We start from the raw sequence: 24,709 nt of genomic DNA on the forward strand, positions 1-24,709 counted from the left end.
ATGGGACTAACTGAGTAGCTTGGTGACAACGCTTGCGGGGAGGACGCCGGTTAGTTTTTGGTCGAGGCCCTGGCTCTTGAATGTGAATCGTTCGTGGTCGAAGCCGAGTTGGTGCAGCACCGTGGCGTGGAAGTCGCGAATGTGGACCGGGTCTTTGACAATGTTGTAGGAAAAATCACACGTCTCGCCATGGATCGTGCCAGGCTTGAATCCACCGCCGGCCATCCACATTGTGAAGCAGCGGGGGTGATGATCGCGACCATAGTTGTCGGCGGTGAGTCCCCCTTGCGAATAAATGGTGCGGCCGAACTCGCCGCCCCAGATAACGATCGTGTCATCGAGCATGCCTCGCTGTTTGAGATCCTGAATCAAGGCATGGCAAGGTTGATCGACATCGCGGCACTGATCTGGAAGCCGACCGGCGACGTTTCCATGGGTGTCCCAATTGTTGTGGTAGATCTGCACGAAACGGACACCGCGCTCGACCATGCGCCGGGCCATCAGGGCCGTGTAGGCAAAGGTGCCTGGCTCGCGGGCGGCCTCGCCGTAGAGCTGGAAGGTGGACTCTGATTCGCTGGTGATATTGGTCAACTCCGGCACGCTGGCTTGCATGCGGAAGGCCATTTCGTATTGTTGGATGCGGGTCTCGGTTTGCGGATCCCCGAGTTGCTGAAAGTTCATTTCGTTGAGGGCTTCGATGCCGTCAAGTGTGGTGCGCCGCACCTCGCGCGAGACACCAGGGGGATTGTTGATGTAGAGAATCGGGTCCCCCGCCGAGCGTAGGCTCACTCCGGCATGTTGTCCTGGCAAGAAACCCGACGACCACAACCGCGCCGAAATGGCTTGTACCTGCTCAACATTCGTGGGCCGAGCAACCATCACCACGAATGTCGGCAAATTCTCATTGAGTGACCCCAGTCCATAGGAACTCCAGGCACCCAGACAGGGGCGACCGGTGACCTGATTGCCCGTCTGCATGAGAGTGATGGCGGGCTCGTGGTTGATCGCCTCGGTGTGCATGCTGCGGACGAACGTCATGTCGTCGACTGACTGCTTGAGCCAAGGAAGGAGTTCCCCCATCCACATTCCCGCTTGTCCGACTCGTTCAAACTGGTACTTGGAAGGTGCGACAGGAAACCGGGCTTGACCAGACGTCATGGTCGTGAGCCTCTGCCCCATACGGACCGATTCAGGCAAGTCCTTGTCGAACCACTGTTTCATGACGGGCTTGTAGTCAAACATATCCATTTGGGGTGGGCCACCCACCATGTGCAAGTAGATCACGTGTTTAGCACGGGGCGGGAGATGGAACTTACCTGCCAAGGCGCTCGCCGAGGTGCTGGCTCCTTCAGCCCTGTTGCTCAAAATGCTTCCTCCCAGGGAAGCCATCGCAGCGGTACCCAAGAGATTGGCACCTTGAGAGAAAAAATGGCGACGGGTAACTTGGGTGCGATATTCGTTAAAACTGGTCATGGTGAATTACTCACTATTTCACTTATTCAGCACTTCATCGAGATTCATCAACTGGTTGACAGTCATAGTCCAGGCTGCCAATTCCGTTGCGGGCATGGTTTCATCAGTCGGTGACTCACCAACGGCGATCAGTTCTTTCGCTTCCTCCGCATGAGACTCGTAGTGAGTTGACAACTGATCGTAAGAAGCCTGAACCACTGCAAGTTCCTCATCGCGAAAATGGCGGCTCAGCAATTTCTCGGCGATCCACTGGACACGCTCGTTAAACTGCTGGCCAGCCTGGTGCAAAGCTTGGCTGGCAAGAATTCGGGCCGCTTCGACAAACTGTGGATCGTTCAAGGTCACCAGTGCTTGCAGCGGTGTGTTTGTACGCTCGCGGAGGGTTGTGCACTGCTCTCGCGCAGGGGCATTGAAAATATCCATCGAGGCTGGTGGGGCTGAGCGCTTCCAAAAGGTGTACATACTGCGACGATAGAGAGCGTCTCCCTCATCTTGCTGGTAGTCTCGCGTGTTGCTGCCGATCATCGCAACGGCCTCCCACACTCCAGGCGGTTGATAAGGCCGCACACTAGGACCACCGATCTTTTCGACTAACAAACCGCTCGCTTCCAAGGCATAGTCGCGGACCATCTCGGCATCCATGCGGAAGCGAGGGCCGCGAGAGAGTAATCGGTTGTCAGGATCGCGATCAAGTTTTTCAGGTGTGATCGCTGCACTCTGCCGATAGGTGGCACTCATGACCAATTGTTTGAATAACCGTTTGACGTCCCAACCTGATTCCCGAAAATCTACCGCCAGCCAATCGAGTAATTCGGGATGTGAGGGGAGTTGCCCCGACACACCAAAGTCCCCCGAGGTTTTGACTAAGCCGGTTCCAAAAACGTCTTGCCAAAAGCGATTGACGATCACTCGTGCAGTGAGTGGGTGGGCAGGATCTAGCAGCCACTTGGCCAGCCCCAAGCGATTCCGAGGCAAATCCTCATCAAACGGAGGCAGCATGGCAGGCGTCCCCGGCTGGACCTCTTCACCACGTTGGTCGTATTCACCACGGTTGAGTACGAAGGCCGCCGCTGCTTCATCACGCTCCTGCATAATATGAGCCACCGTGCCACGTGCCACGATCTCCTGCTCTTCTCGTTGAAGGGCGTCATTCTGCTGAACGAGTTGCGGATATTGAATGTCGCGATTTCCCAGCCACCAATCGTAGAGAGCATCCAACTCAGCAGGTTTTCTGTCTTCAATCGGTTTGTCCAGAACTGCAAAGATCACGCGACTAGCGAGCGTCGTGACATCTTGAGAATTCAGTTCTCGCTCATAAACTCGCACGTCGGAAAGCGTAACTCCGGAGATGGGCGCACCCTTGTCACGTTGCCCAATCTTGAAGGGAACATCTGAATGCGTGCTTTCATCGTGGACGAGAGTATCGGCCTCGACCTGTACTTCTTGAGCAAGTCCGTTTATGTAAATCTTAAAGCCAGCGGCCTTCATGCTGCCATCGTAGACAACCGAGACATGGGTCCACTCGTCAGCAGGGAGCTGTTTTTTGGTAAGTACCTTGATGGCATTCTGAGGCCACTTCTGAATGAAATGTGAGCCGATGCGGCGCCCTTGGAGCCATAAATCCCAACCCTGATGGCGAACTCCGTCTTCCATACGTGCCAAGACTGCCCCTGAACCGTCGTTAGCAGGAACCTTGATCCATAGAGAGACACCGAAGGGCTGCTTCTTCTTAAATTTCCCCACTTCAGATACTTCGAGTATTTGTCCTCCCTCTAGATACGCGGCATTCTTGCCAGTGGGTCCGTCGCGCCAAACGAGATTCTGAGGTTTCGAAATCTCACGTTTTTCACCCTTTACAAAGTATGAGAATTGCTCGCCCCCCTCATCGAAGGCTGCATGGAATTGCAAGCCTTCTTGAGGCATCTCGTTCTCTGGCTCAATCCGCTGGCCGGAGACGACCCAAGTATCAAATTCCTGGCGTGCCACTTGGCGACGGGAATCCATATCTTGCCGAACTTGAGCGAGCGTATCACGCACCTCATCCCAGCGCTGCTGGTCTTCATCTTGCGGCACGACCACCACGGGGGGGGTATCCTTAATGTTTCCGTCCATGGCCGCTTGGGTTGTGTTATTAAAGAATGCCGACAACTCGTAGAATTCACGTTGTTTGAGTGGATCGAACTTGTGATCGTGGCAGACGGCACATCCAGCCGTCAGCCCCATCCAGGTGACGGCCGTCGTCTCGGTACGATCGCGGGCATAGAGCACGTTGTATTCTTCGCTGATCGCTCCTCCTTCGTTGGTCGTGATGTTGCAGCGATTGAAACCCGAGCCTATTTTCTGCTCGAGAGTGGCGTTGGGTAGAAGGTCACCGGCAAGATTCTCGATCGTGAACTCATCGAACGGCATGTTCTTGTTGAACGCATCGATTACCCAGTCGCGGTACGACCACATCTCTCGAAAATTATCAAAATGGATCCCATGCGTATCCGCATAGCGAGCCACATCGAGCCAATAACGACCGCGGTGCTCTCCCCAGTGAGGTGATTCAAGCAGCTGGTCGACCAAATTTTCGTAGGCGTCCTTTGAGGAATCGTTGACGAATTCCTCGACGACTTCAGGCGAGGGGGGCAACCCGGTCAGATCGAGACTCAGTCGGCGAGCTAACGTGCGACGGTCTGCCTCAGAAGCAGGAGCGAGACCTTCACTCTCAAGTCTCGCGGCAACAAAGTGGTCGATAGGGTTCCGAACCCACCAGGAATTCTTGACTTCAGGCAGCTCCGGTTTCACAGGGGGAATAAACGACCAATGAGGCTCATACTCGGCACCCTCGCGAATCCAACGGGACAAAGTCTCGATTTGCTCCACAGTAAGAGTCTTCTTGGTTTCGATAGGCGGCATCCGCTCGGCTTCATCTTCCGCATGGATTCTGCGGATGAGTTCACTCGACTCCGGATCACCGGGCACGATTGCGCCAGCATCAATTGCCTCCTCACGAAGATCAAGACGCAGATCGGCTTCACGCGAAGCGCTGTCGGGACCATGACAAGCTATGCAGCTATCGAAAAGGATCGGGCGAATGTCTCGGTTGTATTGAAGCGGTTCGCTGGCGAAGGAAACCGAGGCAATTCCCAAGAAAAGTAAGCACCCGGCAACTTCCAAGAAACTTCTCAGTAATTTGAAATACTTGACCATATAGCTGCTTTTAGGTCTGGAAAGATTGACAATTCGTCAATCAAAGCGGATGAGGCACCAGAAGTGAGTAGGCTTTATTCTATTAGCTTACCTAGCGATAGCCAATTGGTCCAATTGGCCAAGCTATTGAACGCCCACATCCCATATACCCGCGGCAGTGTGCCAGATTTAGACCAGGAGCCTATCGCATGAATTCTAGTTCATGTTGGGGAGAGCCGGAATCTCTATTTCCTCGGCTGCTTCTTGATCCTTGTTTTCGGACACCAAGGAATCCGAAAAACCGAGGGAGGCCTGGTATTCGGCCAAAGCGACAAAGTAATCGAATCTAGCAGCCACCAATTCAGCGGCGGCATCGGCTGCCTGTTGTTCGCGAAGATTGACATTCAGCAGCGTGCTCGCACCAAGTTCGAAGGCTTTTTGCTCGGCAAGCTCCATACGAACTGCCAGGTCAGCGCTCTCTTTAATCTTGCCGACACGTTCGTAAGCTGCTCTAAGGGCTGTTCGTGTGTAGCGTACTTCAGTAGAAATCTTGTCGGCTGTATACTGGCGTTTGGCGGTAACCTGAGCAATCTTGGAACGAGTCGCGCGTATTTTTCCCAGGGCTTTGTTGCGCTCCAAGGGGACGTCGACAAACATGGCCGCCGTGAGTTCAAACTCTGACTTGTCTTTCTTGAAACTTGTCGCTTGACCAACGTCTTGCGAAGCGATGAGCGCCCCGTTAACCTCGGGAAGACATAAGTTCTCGGCCTGCTGGAGGTCTACATTCAGCTGCCTGCGTTGTAGATCTAACTCGCGCGTTTCGGGTCGGTTTTGCTGAGCAACAACGATATCTTCATCAACCGAGTGATCGATTAAAGAGATCGTATCGGGAAAACCACCTGGCATCCAATCCTCATCGGGGATCAATGGCGCACCATCCGCGCTACGTAGATACAATGCAAGTTTTATGCTTGATTGCTGCAGCTTTCGATTGGCTTCGATTAACTTCGATTCGCGTGAGACAATCAAGCGTTGGTTATCGACCAACTCGATCTCCGCTCGGTCGCCCGTTTCTACCTGTCTTTTGAGAGCTGAGTTTCTTTCGAGGGCAAAATCAAGGAGATTGTCGACGACTGTGCGATTCTCGGCAGCAGCGATCCACATCCAATAGGCAACTTTTGCGTCCAGAATACTCGCGATGATCTCTGCTTGAATGGCAGGCTCGACGCGGCGGCGTTCGAGTTGGGCACGCCACAGTTCTGCCCGGTTAGCGTCGATCCAGCGATTTTGTGCCAAAGGAACCACGACGCCAGATTTGAATTCACCCCCTGCATTGGTCTGTCGCTCAAGATACCACGGCTCGAAATTGCCCCTTCCGATCCGATAGCCTCCGAAAACCTCTCCTCCCCAATAGGTATCGCGCTTGACGTAGAGTTCTTGTCGATAATTTTCGTAGAAACCCAAGGCTTGATTTTCAGAACCACTGGCAAGTTTGTGGTCAAACGCTCCCCTGGCACTCTGAGTATCGCCAGCAGCAATCCCTCGTGAAGCCTGCGCGGCTCGAATCAAGGGGAAGTGCAAGTAAACCGCCTGAATGACCATTTCCAAGTCGACTTGCATCGAGCCATCCGATAGCAGCGAGTCGTTGCCCACCTCCGTTTCCTGCCCTGGTATGGGAGGCAACTCCTCGATCGCAGATAGAAGCTTGATCGAGGAGGATTGATCCGAAGACTGAGTAGACGCTTGCAGTGCATTTGACGTGGCTGGCTCAAGGTTCTCTACGTCCTCGATTGAATTCTCTCCAAGGGGCAGATCGCCAAGTTTATTTTCGACAACCTCTTCTGCTGGAGAGGAGTAGTTAGCCACTGAGGAAGTTTTTAGATGCGCATCCCTTGCCGGAGTCACGTGACTATCAGTCGCGCACCCGAGAGCTAACATACATAGTGCTAGCAGCGAGATTGGAGAGTGGAGTCTCACAGAAGCAGCCAATTTACTCTGATTGATTGCAAGAATAGCGCAGTGGGCTAGGAAAAGCTGAATAGCCACTGCTTCACATCAGATAGCATCGGCAGTCGGGTAACGCTAACTGTAACGCGAACGGGGGATAGCAAGACATCAAATCTTGATTTTCGGGGTCTTGCTATCTTTGCCCTCTTGCTTGCTGTCCATGCTCTTAAGCGAGGGGGGGAATCCGTTCATTCGGCGCCAAACCTCGTAGCCCAGCCGAACCTGGTCAAGCAGGACCCAAGCATTGGTACGAACGCCTTGGCGAAGGTAGGGATACTCTGGCCAAGGGGGTTCGTTCTCATCGGGAAGTACTAGCACGCGGAATTTGCCATTCTGGCTATCCGTAGAGTCTATTAGGGCGATCTTTCCACCAAATGTCCCCACTGCCACCGAAGGCCATCCGGAGAACTGAACGGCAGGCCAGCCTTCAAACTGCAAACGGACATGTCGCCCCTCGGACAATAAGGGCACATCGTTGCCGTCGACCCAGATTTGTGCTGCCAGCTTTTCAGCCTGTGGAACGATTTCGAACAGGGCCTGCCCCTCTTTGATTAAACCACTCCCTTGATTGGCGACTAGACGCACGATGTAGCCATCGCGAGGAGCACGCACAAGCTGACTACGCTGTCGCGAGAGTTTGATCTGGGAATCGGCAAGCTCCTTTTCGGCTTTGGATATTTCGGAATTGGATTTGGCCACATCACTCTCGCCCTTGGCGATATCGCCACGGGCCTTGCGGAGCACGGCATTTGCCGAATCGATCTTGGCTTGCGCTTCTCGCTCCTTAGCATCGCGCTCGCGACGTTTGGCGGCCACCTCGCTCAGAGCCGCCTCGACATAAGACTTTGCCTGATCGACCTTGGCTTCGGCTTGGTGGAATTTTTGCTCGGCGAGCTGCATCTTCAATTGCGAGGCCAATCCCTCCTCGTGCAGTTCCTTTTGGCGTGAATAATCGGCCTTGGATTGGCGGAGAGCCGCTTCGGCAGCAATCAAGTTGTTTTTCTCGGCAGCAACTTTGCTCTCAGCCATGCTAATGTACTGCTCGGCTGCACCGACCGTCTCGGTCCTTACCGACTCGAATGCAGCGACCTGAGATACGTAGGAGTCGACAATAGTTCGGGTGAATTCCAATTGACGCTTGGAGGCCTCGACATGCTCTTGAGCAGCTTCAACATTTCGCTGGCTTTGAAGCAATTGCGATTCCAAGCGAGTCGTGAGATTGGGGTCGATATCTTGGAGTTCGAGAATGACTTCGCCTTCTTTGACAAACGCGTTTTCTTGAATTCCTTCGCCGAAACGGATGATTTTCCCCTTAACGGGAGCTTCGACGGTTTGACGGCGATCCATTGGATCATAGGCCACGACGTCTCCACTACCCGTGATCGTTTGTTGCCAAGGTGCGAATATCATGGCAAGAAGTGCCAAACAAAGCAGGACAAGCAAGACCTTGGACAAAATGCGTATGCTCCTAGAGAGCCGCACCAATTGCGTGGTGGGGAACATGTCCTCAGCATTGTCAAATGTGTCTGCATTGTCCTGGCTTCCAATCAAGCCTGTGGGAGCATTGCTCATAGTCTTCTACTCGCTTGAATTGCTATCAGTTTCTCGACAGCTTAGGTGCTGAGAAGGGATCCCAATTTGATTTCATCTTCACAGAGGCTGATGACGTCTGGTCGGTTCGTGGCCACCAAGACAGTCATTTTTTTATCTCTTAAAATGCCCATAATATTGGCAACTTTTTCTGCTGGCAGCAGATCTAATGAGCTATCGATAAGGAGCAAACTAGGCGATCCCGCGAGGGCCCTCGCTAGGAGGACTTGCTGCTGCTGAGATGAGGTAAGTGGTACGCCTTGCTGGGTAAGGTGAGTGTTGTATCCCTGGGGAAGGAGTCTCAATCCATCGACCATCCCGACATCAGTGAGGGCCTCTCGGACTTGGGCGGTGCCCACTTCAGCTCGGTGCAGATGGACATTTTCAGCCACTGTGCCCGTCAGAAAATTATCAGATCGCACGAGGGCAACTTTTTCGCGCAAGGTTTCGGGACGAATTTCGCGCGGCTCGAAACCTGCTAGATCGATGTGCCCCGTCGAAGGATGGCGAAGTCCGTAGAGTAGATCGAGCAAGATGCTTTTGCCACTGCCTGACGGGCCCGTAATTGCGGAAATCACACCAGAGCGAAACTTGCAGTTGACCGGCGCAGAGAAGACGTCTTTTCCCCTCATCGGATAATTCAAATCCGTCAGTACAACTTCAACCGCGCCAGGAGGCCAAGTTTGAATCAAGCCTGTAATTGATTCGAGGGGGAGGTCGAATAGGTATCCCAATTTATCGACCCCAGCTAGTGCGTCGTAGATCCCTTCCAAGTGTTTGCCTAGCTTCGTCAAAGAGCCAAGTATCGCCGTGACGATGATTTCTGCAGCCACGAGCTGTCCTAGAGATAACTGGCCCTGTATCACCAACCAACCCCCAAGTCCCAGTAACACGGTCGCGGCAATTGCCTGCAGAAATAGTACGAAGAGGATTTGCCGCAGCAGAATATTGAAATGCCTTTGGCGAGCACCGAGATAAGCATTTGTCCAATGATTAGACCGTTCCGTGGCAAAGTCGGCAGCCCCTCCAAGTTTGAGGGCCAATCGGGAATGGATGATGTCCTCAAACCAAGAGACCACATGGTACTTGTACTTGGATTCTTCGACTGCTGTACGGACCACCCCACGCCCAAGAATGACAATCCCCGTCACTACCGATAATAGGAGCAGAATGCTGAATACCATCAACAAGGGGTGATAGAAGGCGAGCACTGCCATGCCAATCAGGGTAGTCATCACGATCGCGACTCCATCCAGCAACAGGTTGGCCATCACTTTTTGGACAGTTACTATATCCAAAAACCGATTGACTAATTCGGCCCCGTCGGTGGAGTCGAGTGCCTCTTCATCGACCCTCGGCAGTCTATAGCTGAGTGCAGAAGTCATCCGAGCAAACATCCGTCTTTGAATAATCTCGACTGAATACGTTTGCAAGCCTTGCATTGCTGCCCTGAAAGATAGGAATCCTAGGAGCAGGAGAGACAGCACGATCACCGGCTGCAATAAGCGGCCGAAAGAAACCGTGTTGACCAAGGATTCGACCGCGATCGGAGTAGCAAGGCTCAATAGACCGACCAAGAACGCAAACAAAACGACGATCCATATGTCGCTTGCTTCGGCGTTAATAATTGCCAGCAATCGTTTCCAAGGCTTGGCTTTGGGCAACAAATTGCTGCGATAGTCAACCGCATTCGAGACTAGCCAGCGATTTGTGCCCTCCTGTTCTCCTTCTTCGAACAAAGCAGAAAGAGCTGCCTCATCGAGAATCTTGTTCTCGAATACCGTCAAGTATTTGGCAACAATCCGATTCTTTTGCCGCATGAGCTGTACCGCAGCAGTTTCACCTTGGTGATTGACAACGGTGACCATGGACATCCCATCGGTGACCAATGCGATTGCCTGCTGGTGAGATAGTTCAACGGTGCGGGCGCTCAGTCCCAGGCTCGAAGCAGCGATCTTCAGCCATTGCCACCAGTGCGATTCGACGTCGCCGGGGACGCTAGCACGGGCCTCGCGGATCCACTGCCTAACGAGAAGTTCATCGACCGTCAGACCAGCAGACTGGGCCATTCGCGTTAGCACAGCGGAGAGTACCGAGTCAAACTCCTGGGATTGGGAGGAGCCCATGCTCGGTTCTCGGGAGGATTCAAGTCCTATCGTGGTGGCCATTTAGATTACCTGTCTGGATGGAATATTCCGCCAGCATTTTCATGAAGTCTATGAGAATCCGACTCCAGAGACAATCGGAGCATGATGCTTAAATGCGAAGAATAAGGCCAGAGGAATCGGGCATCGGCAAGACATCTCCCGAATGCTAGCGGGTCTGTTGGGGACGTGGACTTGTGACCGCTGGCGCTCGTTTCTATACTTCTCGCCCGCTTCTCGTCGCACGTCTTCATTAGGAGGTTACCGATGCTCATTCGCATCGCGTTTATCGCACTGATCACGCTCACAAGCTCTCAACTGGTGACCGCTCAATCGCTTGATCCAGGGCGACCCGGCGCAAGCGGTTGGCAGGCGTCGAGTGCCGAACCGAATGCCACGCCGCTCGATTCAGTATTGCCGACGGTCGCTGAAGTAAGTCCGGTTACACCGGGAGGCAGCGTTCCGGCGGGTGGAACTTATGGCCAATCGAGCCATGCCCAGGTTTCCAAGGGAAGCGGTACGCTGCCCAATGAAGATGGTCAGGTGTGGCGTGAATATGACATCAGCCCATATACCCTGCGTGTACAGAACACCGCCGCGCCTGAGCAGGCGATCGTTGACTGGATTCTACGCGAGACGGGTTACGAAGCATGGCATTCCAAACCTGTCGGTTTGTTGAGCGCCGACCAGCGGACGTTGCGAGTTTATCACACGCCCCAAATGCAGGCGATCGTTGCCGACATCGTGGATCGATTCGTGAATAGCAGCGCAGAACACCATGGATTTGGTCTGCGAATCGTCACTATCGGGAGCCCCAACTGGCGAACGCGAGCGTTGCCGCTGATGGAATCGATTCCGGTACAGTCACCTGGCGTACAGGGGTGGATCCTGGCGAAGGAAGATGCTGCGCTGCTTCTCTCCGAACTCAAGCGTCGAACTGACTTCCACGAACACAATGCACCTCACCAAATGGTACAGAACGGGGCGTCGCTCGTGATCTCAACGATGCGACCGGTGACTTACACCAAAGGGGTAGTCCGAACCGATCAAACCTGGCCCGGCTTTCAACCGGAGATGGGACAATTCGATGAAGGGTTCAGCATGGAATTCAGCCCTCTGATGGCGCTAGACACTCGAACTGTGGACGCAGTGCTTAAGTTGAAACTCACTCAAGTGGAAAAGATGCTGTCGGTGCAGTTGGAAGTACCCACCGCGGTGGCCCAGAACCAGCGGACCGAGTGTCAGGTGCCGCAAATGACGATGGTGCAGATCCATGAGCGATTTCGCTGGCCCACCGATCAAGTGTTGCTCTTGAGCATGGGTGTCGTGGCCAAGCCTGGGGCAGCCAAGCCGAATTTCATCACGGATACGATCCCGATTCTGAAATCGCCGCCACGTGCCGATGCCCTCCTATTTGTCGAAAGTCGCGGCCCAAACACTTCCATGCCGACCGGCACTGTCGCACCCCCACCGCAAACGGCTAGCCGGCCAGATGCGAAGACCTTTCATGGGCGGTATTAGAGCGTTGTACCCCTACGATGCTTTGCAACGCGGCTAAGGCTTGCTCTACCCTAACACGACCCCCACAGATAAAATGGGGGCGCTAGCAACCTCACTTGCTGAATCGAAACCTTTTCGTGCCAGCGGGGTTGTAATGCCAGGGTATGTCACCGCGTATTAAAGTGCAGACCGGGTTTTCCGGCTTTGGGGCGGCGATCACATGAAACACAAAAAAGCTTTTACGCTCGTGGAACTCTTGGTGGTCATTGCCATCATAAGTGTGTTGGTCGGCTTGTTGCTCCCAGCAGTGCAAGCGGCACGGGGAGCGGCACGCAATACTCATTGCAAGAACAATCTCCGCCAGATCGGCTTGGCAATGACGCAATATCTGGATCGGAAGGGAGAGCGAGGCAAGTTTCCTGAGGTGGCCAAGCTACCGCGGACATCGAACCCCTTGAATCTTCCATCCCTCTACGATGTGCTGGCAGACTATTGTGAGCGGAACCAAGAGATCTTCCATTGTCCAAGCGACTACTACGACCACGATCCCGAGTCTTCCAGCACAGACGACGACACTCTGCTATCGCAGTTCAATTCCTACTTCGAGAAGGAAGGATTGAGTTATGAATATCCAACATTTGGCTTGGCAGGAAAAACGAGACCTGAGGTACTCGACGACCCCAAGCGGGCCTATGGTGGTAGCGGTACGGTATGGGTAGTCTACGATTACGGACCCTTTCATGGGTCGCCGGGGCAGGATGGCGCGCGAAACTATGCCTATCTGGATGGTCACGTGGATGCAGTTGTAGTGCCGGAAGAGTAAAACAGGAAACGATGACATGAACAACAAGAATGCGTTGATCGGCGTTGCAATCCTATTGGTTTTGGCTGTGATTGGGTGGGGTTGGTATGGCGGTAAGGACCCCGCGCTGGCGGAGTTGGAAAAACTTCGCGACGAACAGTTTGCTCGGCGGAATGAGGTGACTGAAGAAGAGCAGAAGGCCGGTCGCCAGGCATTTGGCGAAAAAATGAAGGGGCTCTCGGAAGAGCAACGCCGCTCATTCTTTGAGAGCAGTGCCCCATTCTTTATGAAGATGATGGAAGCACGACTTGACCAGTTCCTGGCATTGACCCCCGAAGAACAGAAAAAGGAACTGGACAAAAAGATCGATGAATCTCTGGCCCGCCAGAAGAACGGTGGAGGTCCTACGGCAGGTGGTGGACCTGGTGGCGGCAGGCCGGGAGGCGGGCCTCCTACACCGCAGAAGGTGGACGAATTCCGCAAGAAGATGCTGGACTGGACGACTCCCGAACAGCGAGCCAAGTTCCAGACGACCATGCAGATGTACAATGATCGCATGAAACAGCGTGGACTGGATCCCAAAGCAGGTGGGGGCGGGGGGCGGTTTTTCTAGTCTTCCCCAACCGGACTGCGTTGCAATCTGCGAGAGAAGTGCTGACGCGAAATGGTGGCTCTCGGACCGCGTGGCGGGCTGGCTAGGAATGATAGGCGATGCCGGGTAGCCCTAGTGCCGCTGGATGGCTATCCTGGAGAGTCGTAGTTTCTGCCTGCTGACCCGCTCTCCATTTGAATGAATTCCTCCGTCTCACCACGTCGCGTTGTCATCACCGGTCTGGGAGTGGTCTGCCCGCTGGGAAACTCAGTTGCTGAGTTGAGCGATGCTCTCGCTGGTGGACGCAGTGGCGTCCGCCCGTTGACGCTGCTCCCCCCGATCGAGGACCGTGTAACTTTCGGCGGAGAGTGCCTCGATTTCACCGGGGAGATCGACAACTTTGGCCCGCTCGAAAAGGAAATCAAGAAAGCGATCCGCAAGGCACTCAAGGTGATGTGTCGCGAAACGATGATGGCCATCGCTGCGGCCCAGCAGGCGCTGGCCGATGCGAAAATTGCGGATAGAGATCCGGAGCGAAGCGGCGTGGTGTTCGGCAGTGACTATATGCTCAGCCCCCCAGATGATTTCGTTGACGGGATGGTGAAGTGCGGTGCTCGCGAGAGTAAGTTTTCTTATCCCGATTGGGGCAGTTCTGGTCTGGAGCAAATGAGTCCGCTATGGATGCTCAAGTTTTTGCCCAACATGCCGGGAAGCCATATCGCAATCCTCAACGACCTGCGCGGGCCGAATAATTCGCTCACGATGCGTGAGGCTTCCGGACTCATGGCGATTCGGGAAGCGGTACACACGATTCAAAGAGGGCATGCTGATCTGATGCTCGCCGGTGCGACGGGAACACGGATCCACTCATTCAAGACAGTCCACGCGATTCAGACCGAACAGCTTGCCAGCCCCGAATGCCCACCCGCTGAGGCCTCACGGCCCTTCGATGCCAAACGGAGCGGTATGGTGGTGGGAGAGGGTGCCGGTTCAATCGTGCTCGAGGAAATGGAATCTGCCCAGCAGCGTGGAGCGACGATCTACGGTGAAATCCTCGGTACAGGAAGCAGCATCGTGACCAACTCCCACTTGGCAGGTAACCGCCGCCAGGCACTCACTAATGCCATGCGGGCCGCGATTGATTCGGCCAAGCTCACTGCTGCCGAGTGTGGGCACATCAATGCCCATGGTCTGTCAACCACCGAGTCCGATGCCGACGAGTCTTCCGCCATCGGAGAAGTCTTTGGCGATGCGTCCCGAACCGTGCCGGTCGTCGCAGCCAAGAGTTACTTCGGCAATTTGGGTGCCGGCAGCGGCATCGTCGAGTTGGTGGCAAGTACACTCGCCTTGGGAAAAGAGCAACTTTTTGGCACCCTAAATTACTCTTCCCCTGACCCCGCTTGCCCTCTGAGCGTCTCGGCTGTTGGAGATCTCCCACCGGGGACAAGTTTCTTGAAACTCAGTGTTACTCCCCAGGCACAGGCTGCGGCAATCCTTGTGTCCCAGGTGTAGCATATCCAGTCTTTCGAGCAGACCGGAATCCAGATAGTCGTCGGACACATGCCTCTTGCGTTCTCGCCTTCCCGGGAATGACATGATGAGGCGTAATTCCGCCGGTTGACACTCCGATTGGGTCGGTTATCATTACTGGATTACAAACGGCGCTAAGTCCCTTTGGTAAAAGGGTTTTGGTCGAGCTGACTGCCTACCGGCGGGCGGCGTCGCTTGGAGTGCGGCTAGATCTGGCTGGTTTTTCCATGCCCAATTGGCCCAAAAATTCGAAAACAATCCGAACAACTTGGTTGCCCGGCGGTGGGCGAATACGCCGCGGAGATAATAAACATGAATGCTGGCGAAGTGCTGAGAATTGTCGACGCGATCCACCGAGACAAAAATATCGATAAAGAAATTGTCTTCGAGGGGATCGAGGCAGCGCTCGTTTCGGCAGCGAAAAAATACTACGGCGAAGAGTCGGATGTAGTTGTCCAAATCGACCGCGAAAATGGTTCGATCAACGCCACCTGCGACGGTGAAGTACTCGACTCAGAAGAAACCGTCGGTCGGATCGGGGCTCAGACTGCCAAGCAGGTGATGATCCAGAAGATCCGCGAGGCGGAGCGGGATGCACTTTACGACGAGTACACCGATCTGATCGGCGAAATGGTCAGCGGAGTTGTCCAGCGATACGAAGGTGGCGCCGCAACGGTCACGCTTTCCAATGTCGAAGCGATTCTCCCCCGAAGCGAGCAGATCCCCGGCGAGACACACCATGTCAACGAGCGTGTGAGAGCCACTGTCTTCGAGGTTCGCAAGAGTGGCAGTCGCATCAAAGTAATCCTGAGCCGTGCCCGACCCCATCTGGTGCAGCGGCTATTCGAGCAAGAGATTCCTGAGATCATCGATAGCGTCATCGAAATCCGGGCGATTTCTCGAGAGCCTGGCTATAGATCAAAAGTGGCAGTTTCGAGCAGTGACCAGCGGGTCGATTGTGTCGGTGCCTGTGTCGGCGTGCGAGGAAATCGCATTAAGAACATTGTTGACGAATTGGGAGGCGAGCGAATCGATATCGTTCGCTGGGACGACAACCTCGAAGTGTTGATCCCCAACGCACTTCAGCCAGCCGAGGTCGAGCAGGTCATCCTGTGCCGCATGCTGGGCCGAGCGATTGTGCTCGTGCGGGAAGATCAGTTGTCGCTCGCGATTGGTCGGCGAGGCCAAAATGTGCGCCTAGCCAGCAAACTCTCTGGTTGGGATATCGAAATCATGACCCAGGATGAGCTCGCCGAGTCGATCGACCGGGCTGTTCAGGGCTTCAGTTCGCTTGAAGGAGTCGCGCAAGAACTGGCCGAAAGGCTGGTGGAAGAGGGCTTCTTGAGCTACGACGACTTGTCGATTATCGAACCTGACGCCTTGATGGAAATGGGGGGGATGACAGAAGAACAAGTCGATGTGATTGTCGAACAAGCCGAAGGACGGGCAGAAGAAGCCGAGGCTGCTGCTGCTGCTGCCCGCCGGCAAAAACGTGAAGAAGATCGTATTGCGGCAGCCACCGCCATGGAAGAGGAAGCCGAAGCTGCTCGTATGGAAGCTGCAGCAGGGGAAGTCGAGGCGGCCACGGCAGAATCTGGTCCAACAGAATCTGAGTCGGCAGAAGGTGCCGCTAGTGACGAATCTCCCGAGCCGGCAACAGGCCCGGAGTAGTTTGTTTTCCTGATGGCCTGCAAGGCACCGTATTGCCCCAGGCCAGTTGAAGGTCACTGTATGAGGAGGAAAATACTCATGGTTTCCTAAGTTTTTTTGACACTAACCGCGGGCATTAGAAGATTGCTACAACCTTAAAATGCAACCCAATAAGCTCGCACGGAGAATTTGATTTTGGCCGTTCGCATCTATTCATTAGCGAAGGAATTGAAGTTAGACAGCAAGGAGCTCGTCGATGTTTGTGCACGACTTGGTATCCGAGGGAAAGGCTCTGCGCTGGCTAGTCTGACGGACGAGGAAGTCACCAAGCTCACAGAACACTTCCAGAATCCTGGCCCACAAAGTGGCCCCCAGAGCAAGCAATCTGCTCCTGCTCCTGAACGCCCCAAAGAGCCGGTTCGCGAGGGCAAGATGCCTGTGCTCTCGACCCCACGACCTGCATCACCATTGGCTGGGCTACGCAAGAAGCGTCTCGAAACTGCTGCTGCAGCTGCTGCCGCTGAAGAGCAAGCTGTAGATCCCAGCGATTCCCATGTAGAGCCCGCCGCGGCACCCATGGAAATGTCTGAGGAAGGTCATGGCCCATTGGCCAATGTTATGCGTCGCGACGATTACATAGGGCCTGGTAACGTGGGGGGGAAGCTGCCGACAATTGGACCGTCAGGTAAGGAGAAAGAAGGAAGCCGAGAATCAAAGCCCATGGGGGGCACAGCACAGCGTGGGCGACCTGCCCTTAAGCTTGCACCCATACCGATAGCGGAAACCCCTGCCAAGAGTTCCACCAAAAAAGAAGAGGCCATTCAAAAACCCGATCTTCGACTTCCAGCCGAGGCCCTGCGCCCTGGAAAAACAAGCGGCAAGCCACTCACAGCCCATTTGAAGCGGCATGAAGATACACTCGATGCCAAGCGTAAAGGCAAAACTCCTCTTACTCCTCTGGAGGACGATACACCGGCAACCGGCAAGGGACGGCGTGGCAAAGGCAAGGGTTCCCCCGGCAAAGATGATGCCCCGATTCTCGGTGGGCGAGAACAGCGCCAACTCAGTCGGCAACGACACTCACTAAAAGAGCGTGAAGGCGCAAGTGACGAGTATCGCCCTCGTCGCTCCCTGCGTCGTCCACGCCGCACTGGTGTGAGTACCGCTGCTCCTCGTAAGGATAAAGTTGTCTTGCAGCTCCCCTGCACGGTACGTGAGTTTTCAGAAGCAGCCGGCGTCCCTGCGAGCCAGATCTTGCGAATCCTCATGGAAGAGGGAGTGATGGCGACCATGAATGCCTTAATCGACGACGATTTGACCGAATTGATCGCGGCAGAGCTAGGAGTCAATGTCGAACTGAAAGAAGCAGTTAGCGTCGAGGACGAATTGCTGGCCAATATCCGTGATCGTCAAGACGATGAATCTGAGTTGGTACCCCGCCCGCCGGTAATCACCTTCCTGGGCCACGTCGACCACGGTAAGACATCGCTTTTGGACCGCATCATTGAGATTGATGTGGTTAGCGGCGAGAGCGGAGGCATCACGCAACACATTCGTGCCTACACGATCGAAAAAGATGGAAAGAAGATTTCTTTCGTCGACACCCCCGGTCACGAAGCGTTCACTGAAATGCGTGCGCGTGGAGCCAATGTAACTGACATCGCTGTCCTAGTCGTGGCAGCCGATGACGGCGTCATGCCTCAAACCGAAGAGGCGATCAGTCACGCCCGAGCCGCCGAAGTTCCAATCGTGGTTGCTTTGAACAAAACTGACCTCCCCGGCGTGGATCTGAATCGCGTGATGCAGGGTCTCTCGACCAACGGACTTTTGCCAAGTGAATGGGGAGGTGATGTCGAGGTTGTAAAGACAAGCGCGATCACAGGTGATGGCCTCGACACCCTGCTGGATACCGTGCTGACAGTTGCAGAGTTGCACGAGTATAAGGCTAATCCCAATCGGCCCGCGATGGGAACCTGCCTGGAAGCTCAGCAGGAAGCCGGTCGTGGCGTAGTAGCTAAGATCATCGTCCAGAATGGAACACTGCGAGTGGGTGATGTGATCGTCTGCGGAGATGCTTATGGTCGCATCAAGGCCATGTACGATACTCTTATCCCCGAGCAGCGTTACGAGGAAGTTGGCCCCAGTACTCCGGTCAATGTCACAGGGTTTGACATGGCACCTGGTGCCGGTGAGCATTTCTACGTGTTAGACGACATCGCCGACGCCCGTACAATTGCTGAGGCGCGGGCTGAATCTAATCGAAAGGTCACTTTGAGCGGAGGTGCGCAGCACGTCACACTGGAGACGTTATTCGATCGACTCGAAGGAGCCAACGAAGTTCAAACGCTGAATCTCATCCTGCGGGCCGACGTTCGCGGGTCCATCGAGGCGATTCAGAAAGAACTCGGCAAGCTGGATCATCCCGAGGTGAAGATAAAACTCTTGCAAGCGTCGGTGGGAGGCGTCACGGAAGCCGACGTCACACTTGCCGATGCATCGGATGCAATCATCATTGGCTTCAATGTGATCGCCGATGAAAACGCTCGTAATCTGGCTGAGCAGCGCGGTGTGCAAGTTCGGCGGTACGAAATCATTTACAAGATCACTGAAGACATCAAGGCCGCTTTGGAGGGCCTCTTGAAGCCTGAGGAGCGCGAGGTTGATTTGGGCCGCGCATTGGTCCAACAAACCTACAAGATCAGCCGAGTCGGCACGATCGCAGGATGCCGAGTGTTGTCGGGCACGATTGCCCGTAACGGGCGAGTGCGTATCATCCGCGACAATACGATCATTGGCGACTATCCCATTGATACCCTCAAGCGAGAAAAATCCGACGCCAAGGAAGTGCGAGAAGGTTTAGAGTGCGGCATCAAGCTCGCAGGTTACAACGATGTCAAAGAAGGCGACCTGTTTGAGGCCTACAAGGTGGAAGAAGTGGGTCGTACTTTTGAGGAGTCGTTAGACTCGTAGCCTGACCGCGAAAGATACCTGCATGACTTCCAGAAGAGTATTGAAAGCTGCCGAGGCGATTCGAGAGGTCGTCAGCATGGCGATTCTCACGGATCTGCATGATCCGCGGATTGAGGGAGTAACCGTGACGTTTGTCGAGGTTTCTCCAGATATGCGGGTTGCGAAGGTGCATGTATCGGTCATGGGCGATGAAGCTGCCCAAAAGCTTTGTCTCATGGGCCTGCAAAGTTCCGCGGGTTACTTGCAGCAAAAAGTTTCGAAACGAATCGACACCCGCTACACCCCAGTCATCCGCTTTGAGCTAGATATGGGTGTAAAGAAATCCATCGCCATTGCCAAGATGCTTGGCGATGTACTCCCCGAAGAGGAGTCCTCTAACTCAGATAATACACATGACTTAGGTGAGGATCCGCTTCCAGAAGTCGATTGATCTGGCCGGATCCTAGATCGACACTCACTAGTCTAAGTTCAAACTAACATTATTTCCTAATTAGTTAAGAAACACAATCAATGGCAAGCAACAACCGCGCAGCGCAGATCAATAAGGTTTTGAAGGTCGTTAAGAAACATTACAAGCCTAGCGAACCAACCGGCGAAAGGACCGTATTGGAGCATCTTGTTTTTGCTTGTTGTTTAGAGAATTCGCTTCACGAAGATGCGGAGAAGGTTTTTGATTCATTGAAAAATGATTACTTCGACTGGAATGAAGTTCGTGTTTCCTCTGTGCGTGAATTGAGTGAACACGTCAAGGCACTTAACGACTCAGAAGAGGCTGCAACCCGACTCAAGCGTGTATTGCAGAGCGTGTTCGAAACCCTCTACTCATTCGATCTGGAACCACTTAAGAAGCAGAACATCGGGCAGTCCATCAAACAATTCCAGAAATTCCATGGGACGACCCCTTTCTCGATCTCTTATGTGACTCAGCACGGTCTAGGGGGACACTCAATTCCAATTAATCAGGGACTTCTCGAGGCTATGCATGTAGTAGGCGTCATCTCTGACGCAGAAGCAGCCAAAGGATCCGTTCCCGGATTGGAGCGTGCGATCCCCAAGACCAAAGCAACCGAGGTCAGTACGCAGCTCCATCAATTGGGAGTTGAATTGCACCGCAGTCCCTATGGACCGACGATCCGCAAGATCTTGCTGGAGATTGATCCGAGTTGTAAAGACCGCCTTCCCAAACGTCAGTCGAAGAAAGCAGACTCACCTACTAAGGAGACCTCTACCGAAGCAGTGGCTCCATCTTCAACCGAAAAGAAGAAAAAGTCCACTAAAGCCCAGTCTACCGAACCGGTAAAGAAGAAGGTTGCCAAGAAAAAAAGTACTGGCAAGAAAGCACTTCCAAAGAAGAAAACCAAGACCGCAGGGCGGGTTGCCAAGAAGACTTCCAACAAAAAGTTGACGAAGAAGAAACCCCGTTAGAATTCTTCCCGGTGATATGTTGCATCGCGGCCAATTTACACCTCAAAAAAACACCTGTCTATGGCTGGCCATTCTCATTGGGCGAATATCGCCCACAAGAAATCTCTCATTGATGCCAAGCGCGGCAAACTCTGGAGCAAGCTCTCCAAGGCGATCATCATCGCGGCTCGTGACGGTGGAGGTGATCCAGGGATGAATCTGCGGTTGCGTTATGCCATCAACGACGCCAAAGCCATCAGTATGCCCAAGGACAACATCGAGCGGGCTATTAAGAAAGGAACCGGCGAACTGGAAGGAGGAAGCCTGGACTCGGTACTCTACGAAGGATATGGTCCTGGCGGAGTGGCTGTGTTGTGTGAAATCCTCACTGATAACCGCAATCGCACTGCCCCCGAAGTGCGCAAGATATTTGAACTCGCTGGGGGTAAGTTAGGGGCTACCGGTTGCGTGGCCTGGATGTTTGATCGCAAAGGTTTGCTTGTAATCGAAAAGTCTCAGACCGAGGAAGAATCGCTACTGGAGCTTGCCCTCGACGCAGGTGCTGAAGACGTAAAAACCTTTGACGACAGTTACGAAATAATATCTGATCCCGACGTATTTGGTGCCATTTGTGAAGCCGTCGATGCAGCGGGAATATGCACCCAATCCCGCGAGATTACTCGCATCCCTCAAGACACAGTCGATCTGGACGTAGAAACGGCCCGCGCGGTTTTGAAAATGATGGAAGCACTGGACGACCATGACGACGTACAGACTGTTTCAGCGAATTTTAATATTCCCGACGAGGCGATGGCGGAATTGGAGGAGTAAGCATTACTGGTCGCTAAAGCGTTCAGTCCGGTGTGGGATTTCAATTCTTCCCGTGGTGCTCAACCTGGGGCCAGTATTCTTGGAAGTCAAAGTCAGGGCTGTTATCCAAGTCGTGACACTCTAGGCACTTATTGACCACTGCGCCAACTACTTGGGGTGGAGTTTGGCCGCTCACGTTCCCTTCGTTCTCTACGATTTTTAGTCTCAGGGCGGCGCGTAGACTTTCGATCTCAGCGTCGCTGAGAGTCTCTTCACCTGACTCGGCTGCCACATGAGCAGCCGCGGGGCCATGACAGTTCTCACAGCCGTTGCCCTGCATCAACGGAGACTGTTTCAGCCCAACGAAACCTGACTCGTAGGGAAAGTATTCCTGTGGGTTCCAGCCTGTGACATGACAACTAAGACACTCCGGATCGAAATGCCGAGGGGGGACGAGATTTACCAACGAATCTGTCGCATGAGCATGCGGAGTGTTGAGAAAAACTTCCGTCGCCTCAATATGGCAGTCGGCACAGGCCGCACTCCCGGCGAAAGAGTCTTCAGGGTGACGGATGCCAGTAAGTCCTAACCCAGCGAGCGTGGTTGTTTCTAATTCCTTTTGATACTCCACAAGCAACTGCTGCATTTCGGGGGAATCTTCAAAACGATGATCAAGGGGGACACGCTGATATCGCAGTGGCTGCTCGGGGTCGTCGTAGACACCCAAAACTATCACGTACTGCCCCTTGTGGCCCGTTTCGATGAGATAAGATTCTGCCCCTTCGATGGGCCGCGAGCGGTCAGGCGGGGTTTCCGCCCCTCCTGTGGTACCTACTAAATCGAACAAGGGGAACTGTCGGGCCAGATCAGCCGCCTCAGCCGGGTCACCATGCACTAACAGCACATTGAGGTCGCATTGCTGTGCCTCGAGTTGGGGGACCACTTCGCGAAGGCCCTCGACGGGATCGAGGATGCTAACTTCATCATTTCCTGCGAGGAGAATTTTTTGCTTTGTCCCAAGTACCGCCGTGACACCAATTTTTTTTCCCCCTGCTTCGATTACTTGATAAGGCTCAGCCATGCCAAACAGATCGACATTGGCCGAGACAAGCGGATTCTGGCCAGGCTCCAAATTGGCGAGGACAAAAAGAATAGCCTCGCTCGACAACTGCAAATCCTTAAGCCCGTAGGTCACGGCGGAGTAGTCCATATCGAGCAGTGAGCGGAGCGCGTAGCGAAACTTCATCTCCGCCTGGGGACCCGTGCGGCGAACCTGTCCTCCCATATCGAGAGCGACCGGATTCCAGCCATCATCAGCCAGTTGCTTCAAAAAGGTTTGTCGACGCTTCATTCCCCCCAGTTGATTGTCGAGACCCGCACAACCACATGGTTCCAAATAACCGTCGGTCTCTCCCGAGAAAACGAGCGTGAGTTGCGGCTTCGGCCAATCGACGAAAATTGGTCCGTTCTTGTGAAGAGCATCGGCAATCTCAGCCGACCGATCACTGGCAGTTTTCTCTTGTTCGGCAGAATATAATCCACAAGAGATGGCCAAAGTCACGATTAGAACCAGGGTCGGTATTCCCAGGAAAAATCGCCTCATCCTTAATCGTTCCGCCATGAACTCCATGATCACTCACTGCTCGTCGGTAATTAGTGCAAAAAGAATTAAAATGTCGAAGAAAATCGTAGCTGTAATCAGACCTGAAGGCCAGCGCAGTTACTCGGAGCGAAGGGCTTACTCGACGGAGAATCGCACCTTTAGGCGTACTTCTGAGGTAATTGGATGGGTCGAGTCAAGCACAATCACACCATCACCTCGGGCCGCATCGTCGTCTTCTCCCGCTTTACTCATCCGTACCATGGGAGGTGTGCCAGCGGGAACCTCAAGGATCAATGGAAAATGAGCCAAATTCTCACCCATTTGTTTAACATCGCCCAAGGTGACTTTTAGCACTTTTGGATCGACGCTAGCTACCGTTAGTTGAGTATCCTTGGCTTGCTCGCCACGAACCGCAACCAGCAGGCGAGCCTTTTTTCCTGTTTTGCTATCTACTGGGCCAAGTTGTAATAGGTTTTGACTGGAAATCCAACCTGGACCAAAAATCGAAATATCGCCCACGACGTTGCCGGAGAGTGGAACGGATAGTTTCTCAGCCCCCTGGAGGTTGGTCTCCAATTCGAGCCAGCCGAAAAAGGGCCCCTGTGCCTTGCCCGCCTGAAATGTGGCTGTCACCTTTACAGCACTCAGAGCTTTGAGTTGATCCAATTCAGCCTCGTCGATCGGAGAAGTGCTTATCTCTACCTGTTTCGCTAGTTCCGGATTACTTAGCTTGTGGTGGAGGATCTTGACGTCGTTCTCTAAGCTACTAATCAGATAGCAAGAAGCCTCTTTGGTATCACCTGCCTGCACTTTTCCGAACAGAAACTCCGATGGCCGGAGGCTTGTCGATTCAACAACTTCCCCTTCCACTACAAGTTCGATTCGCGAATGTCGGGGATCGTTCGTCTCTAGTGTTGCCCCGTGTCGAAATGGACCGGGAGACTGCTTGGCGGTCCACTCCAGCAAGACCTCAGTCTCTTCGCCAGGAGGAACATCGCTCTTTGACAAACCTCCTACTGTGCATTTACAGGTCGTATTGACAACATCCACGTGGAGCGGCTTGCTGCCCCTACTCAGAACTTTGAACGCATGTCTCATCACTGAACCTTGTTCCATGCGATTGAAATTGAACGTTGTTTCCGGAACCTCAGCAACTGGACCTTTGGAAACAGGTGCTGCAGCTTGTTGAATATCTTCGGCAGCTTTGTTTTCTGCCGGGGCATCGGGTAGCCGTCCTTCAAGGTATCCCAGCGCAACACCCAACCCGGCACCGCTCAACGCAGCAAACAAGATCACGCCCAAGATATTTTTCATAATCATTCCTTGCCGGTTTGTGTCTTGGTTCATCGTGAACTGGAATATCCAGCGTGATCCGTTAGCGGGATAAAAGTTAGTTTTAGACGGCTACCGCCGCATTCTCATTGCGTTCACGCAGACCGGGGGCTCATTGCCGCCCCCTG

At 53.8% G+C, this 24,709-nt stretch carries 16 protein-coding genes; 9 read left to right on the forward strand and 7 right to left on the reverse strand.

The genetic code is table 11. The annotated features are described in order from the left end of the window. Positions 1–6 precede the first annotated feature (6 nt). From Pla144_RS21145 to Pla144_RS21165, 5 genes are all read right to left on the reverse strand, one after another. Positions 7–1,473, reverse strand: a complete 1,467-nt coding sequence (locus tag Pla144_RS21145) for a DUF1501 domain-containing protein (protein ID WP_146452688.1) — start codon at positions 1,471–1,473, stop codon at positions 7–9. An 18-nt stretch (positions 1,474–1,491) separates the two neighbouring features. After that, the gene (locus tag Pla144_RS21150; protein WP_146452689.1) at positions 1,492–4,668 is read right to left on the reverse strand and encodes a DUF1553 domain-containing protein; all 3,177 of its coding nucleotides are present in this window, start codon (positions 4,666–4,668) and stop codon (positions 1,492–1,494) included. A gap of 195 nt (positions 4,669–4,863) precedes the next feature. Continuing rightward, complete coding sequence (locus tag Pla144_RS21155; protein ID WP_197530890.1) at positions 4,864–6,513, reverse strand: TolC family protein; 1,650 nt, start codon at positions 6,511–6,513, stop codon at positions 4,864–4,866. Between the two features lie 249 nt (positions 6,514–6,762). Next, positions 6,763–8,226 carry an HlyD family secretion protein gene (locus Pla144_RS21160; protein WP_146452691.1) on the reverse strand — a complete coding sequence of 488 codons (1,464 nt, stop codon included), beginning with the start codon at positions 8,224–8,226 and terminating at the stop codon, positions 6,763–6,765. 41 nt (positions 8,227–8,267) lie between these two features. Next, entirely contained in the window at positions 8,268–10,370 is a 2,103-nt protein-coding gene (locus tag Pla144_RS21165) for an ATP-binding cassette domain-containing protein (RefSeq protein ID WP_197530891.1), read from the reverse strand. A 285-nt stretch (positions 10,371–10,655) separates the two neighbouring features. Between Pla144_RS21165 and Pla144_RS21170 the strand changes: the two genes are divergently transcribed. From Pla144_RS21170 to Pla144_RS21210, 9 genes are all read left to right on the forward strand, one after another. After that, positions 10,656–11,909 carry a hypothetical protein gene (locus Pla144_RS21170; RefSeq protein ID WP_146452693.1) on the forward strand — a complete coding sequence of 418 codons (1,254 nt, stop codon included), beginning with the start codon at positions 10,656–10,658 and terminating at the stop codon, positions 11,907–11,909. A 199-nt stretch (positions 11,910–12,108) separates the two neighbouring features. Continuing rightward, positions 12,109–12,711 (forward strand): DUF1559 family PulG-like putative transporter, encoded by a 603-nt coding sequence (locus Pla144_RS25690; RefSeq protein WP_146452694.1) that lies wholly within the window; start codon positions 12,109–12,111, stop codon positions 12,709–12,711. A gap of 16 nt (positions 12,712–12,727) precedes the next feature. Continuing rightward, positions 12,728–13,303, forward strand: coding sequence for a hypothetical protein (locus Pla144_RS21180; protein ID WP_146452695.1), 576 nt, complete (start codon positions 12,728–12,730; stop codon positions 13,301–13,303). 177 nt (positions 13,304–13,480) lie between these two features. Next, on the forward strand, positions 13,481–14,794 hold the full coding sequence (locus tag Pla144_RS21185; RefSeq protein ID WP_146452696.1) for a beta-ketoacyl-[acyl-carrier-protein] synthase family protein: 1,314 nt from the start codon (positions 13,481–13,483) through the stop codon (positions 14,792–14,794). Between the two features lie 330 nt (positions 14,795–15,124). Continuing rightward, positions 15,125–16,483 (forward strand): transcription termination factor NusA, encoded by a 1,359-nt coding sequence (gene nusA / locus Pla144_RS21190; protein WP_146452697.1) that lies wholly within the window; start codon positions 15,125–15,127, stop codon positions 16,481–16,483. Positions 16,484–16,657: 174 nt separating this feature from the next. After that, a complete protein-coding gene (gene infB / locus Pla144_RS21195; protein WP_146452698.1) occupies positions 16,658–19,432 on the forward strand; it encodes a translation initiation factor IF-2 in 2,775 nt (924 codons plus the stop codon). Positions 19,433–19,454: 22 nt separating this feature from the next. Next, positions 19,455–19,862, forward strand: coding sequence for a 30S ribosome-binding factor RbfA (gene rbfA / locus Pla144_RS21200; RefSeq protein WP_146452699.1), 408 nt, complete (start codon positions 19,455–19,457; stop codon positions 19,860–19,862). Positions 19,863–19,942: 80 nt separating this feature from the next. Then, positions 19,943–20,857 (forward strand): hypothetical protein, encoded by a 915-nt coding sequence (locus Pla144_RS21205; RefSeq protein WP_146452700.1) that lies wholly within the window; start codon positions 19,943–19,945, stop codon positions 20,855–20,857. Between the two features lie 60 nt (positions 20,858–20,917). Beyond that, entirely contained in the window at positions 20,918–21,667 is a 750-nt protein-coding gene (locus Pla144_RS21210) for a YebC/PmpR family DNA-binding transcriptional regulator (protein WP_146452701.1), read from the forward strand. Positions 21,668–21,707: 40 nt separating this feature from the next. Here Pla144_RS21210 and Pla144_RS21215 read toward each other — a convergent pair whose 3' ends face one another. Together Pla144_RS21215 and Pla144_RS21220 are read right to left on the reverse strand one after the other, a co-directional pair. Next, positions 21,708–23,249 carry a multiheme c-type cytochrome gene (locus tag Pla144_RS21215; protein ID WP_197530892.1) on the reverse strand — a complete coding sequence of 514 codons (1,542 nt, stop codon included), beginning with the start codon at positions 23,247–23,249 and terminating at the stop codon, positions 21,708–21,710. Between the two features lie 135 nt (positions 23,250–23,384). Further along, positions 23,385–24,563, reverse strand: coding sequence for a DUF1573 domain-containing protein (locus tag Pla144_RS21220; protein ID WP_197530893.1), 1,179 nt, complete (start codon positions 24,561–24,563; stop codon positions 23,385–23,387). Positions 24,564–24,709: the final 146 nt, after the last annotated feature.

The organism is Bythopirellula polymerisocia (assembly GCF_007860015.1).
GTDB classification, from domain to species: Bacteria; Planctomycetota; Planctomycetia; order Pirellulales; family Lacipirellulaceae; genus Bythopirellula; species Bythopirellula polymerisocia.

Excerpts from the sequence above, each read along its gene's own strand:
- Pla144_RS21145 (WP_146452688.1), bottom strand. The coding sequence starts at position 1,473 with ATGACCAGTTTTAACGAATATCGCACCCAAGTTACCCGTCGCCATTTT.
- Pla144_RS21150 (WP_146452689.1), bottom strand. The coding sequence starts at position 4,668 with ATGGTCAAGTATTTCAAATTACTGAGAAGTTTCTTGGAAGTTGCCGGG.
- Pla144_RS21160 (WP_146452691.1), bottom strand. The coding sequence starts at position 8,226 with ATGAGCAATGCTCCCACAGGCTTGATTGGAAGCCAGGACAATGCAGAC.
- Pla144_RS21165 (WP_197530891.1), bottom strand. The coding sequence starts at position 10,370 with ATGGGCTCCTCCCAATCCCAGGAGTTTGACTCGGTACTCTCCGCTGTG.
- Pla144_RS21170 (WP_146452693.1), top strand. The coding sequence starts at position 10,656 with ATGCTCATTCGCATCGCGTTTATCGCACTGATCACGCTCACAAGCTCT.
- Pla144_RS25690 (WP_146452694.1), top strand. The coding sequence starts at position 12,109 with ATGAAACACAAAAAAGCTTTTACGCTCGTGGAACTCTTGGTGGTCATT.
- Pla144_RS21180 (WP_146452695.1), top strand. The coding sequence starts at position 12,728 with ATGAACAACAAGAATGCGTTGATCGGCGTTGCAATCCTATTGGTTTTG.
- Pla144_RS21185 (WP_146452696.1), top strand. The coding sequence starts at position 13,481 with ATGAATTCCTCCGTCTCACCACGTCGCGTTGTCATCACCGGTCTGGGA.
- nusA (WP_146452697.1), top strand. The coding sequence starts at position 15,125 with ATGAATGCTGGCGAAGTGCTGAGAATTGTCGACGCGATCCACCGAGAC.
- rbfA (WP_146452699.1), top strand. The coding sequence starts at position 19,455 with ATGACTTCCAGAAGAGTATTGAAAGCTGCCGAGGCGATTCGAGAGGTC.
- Pla144_RS21205 (WP_146452700.1), top strand. The coding sequence starts at position 19,943 with ATGGCAAGCAACAACCGCGCAGCGCAGATCAATAAGGTTTTGAAGGTC.
- Pla144_RS21210 (WP_146452701.1), top strand. The coding sequence starts at position 20,918 with ATGGCTGGCCATTCTCATTGGGCGAATATCGCCCACAAGAAATCTCTC.
- Pla144_RS21215 (WP_197530892.1), bottom strand. The coding sequence starts at position 23,249 with ATGAGGCGATTTTTCCTGGGAATACCGACCCTGGTTCTAATCGTGACT.
- Pla144_RS21220 (WP_197530893.1), bottom strand. The coding sequence starts at position 24,563 with ATGAAAAATATCTTGGGCGTGATCTTGTTTGCTGCGTTGAGCGGTGCC.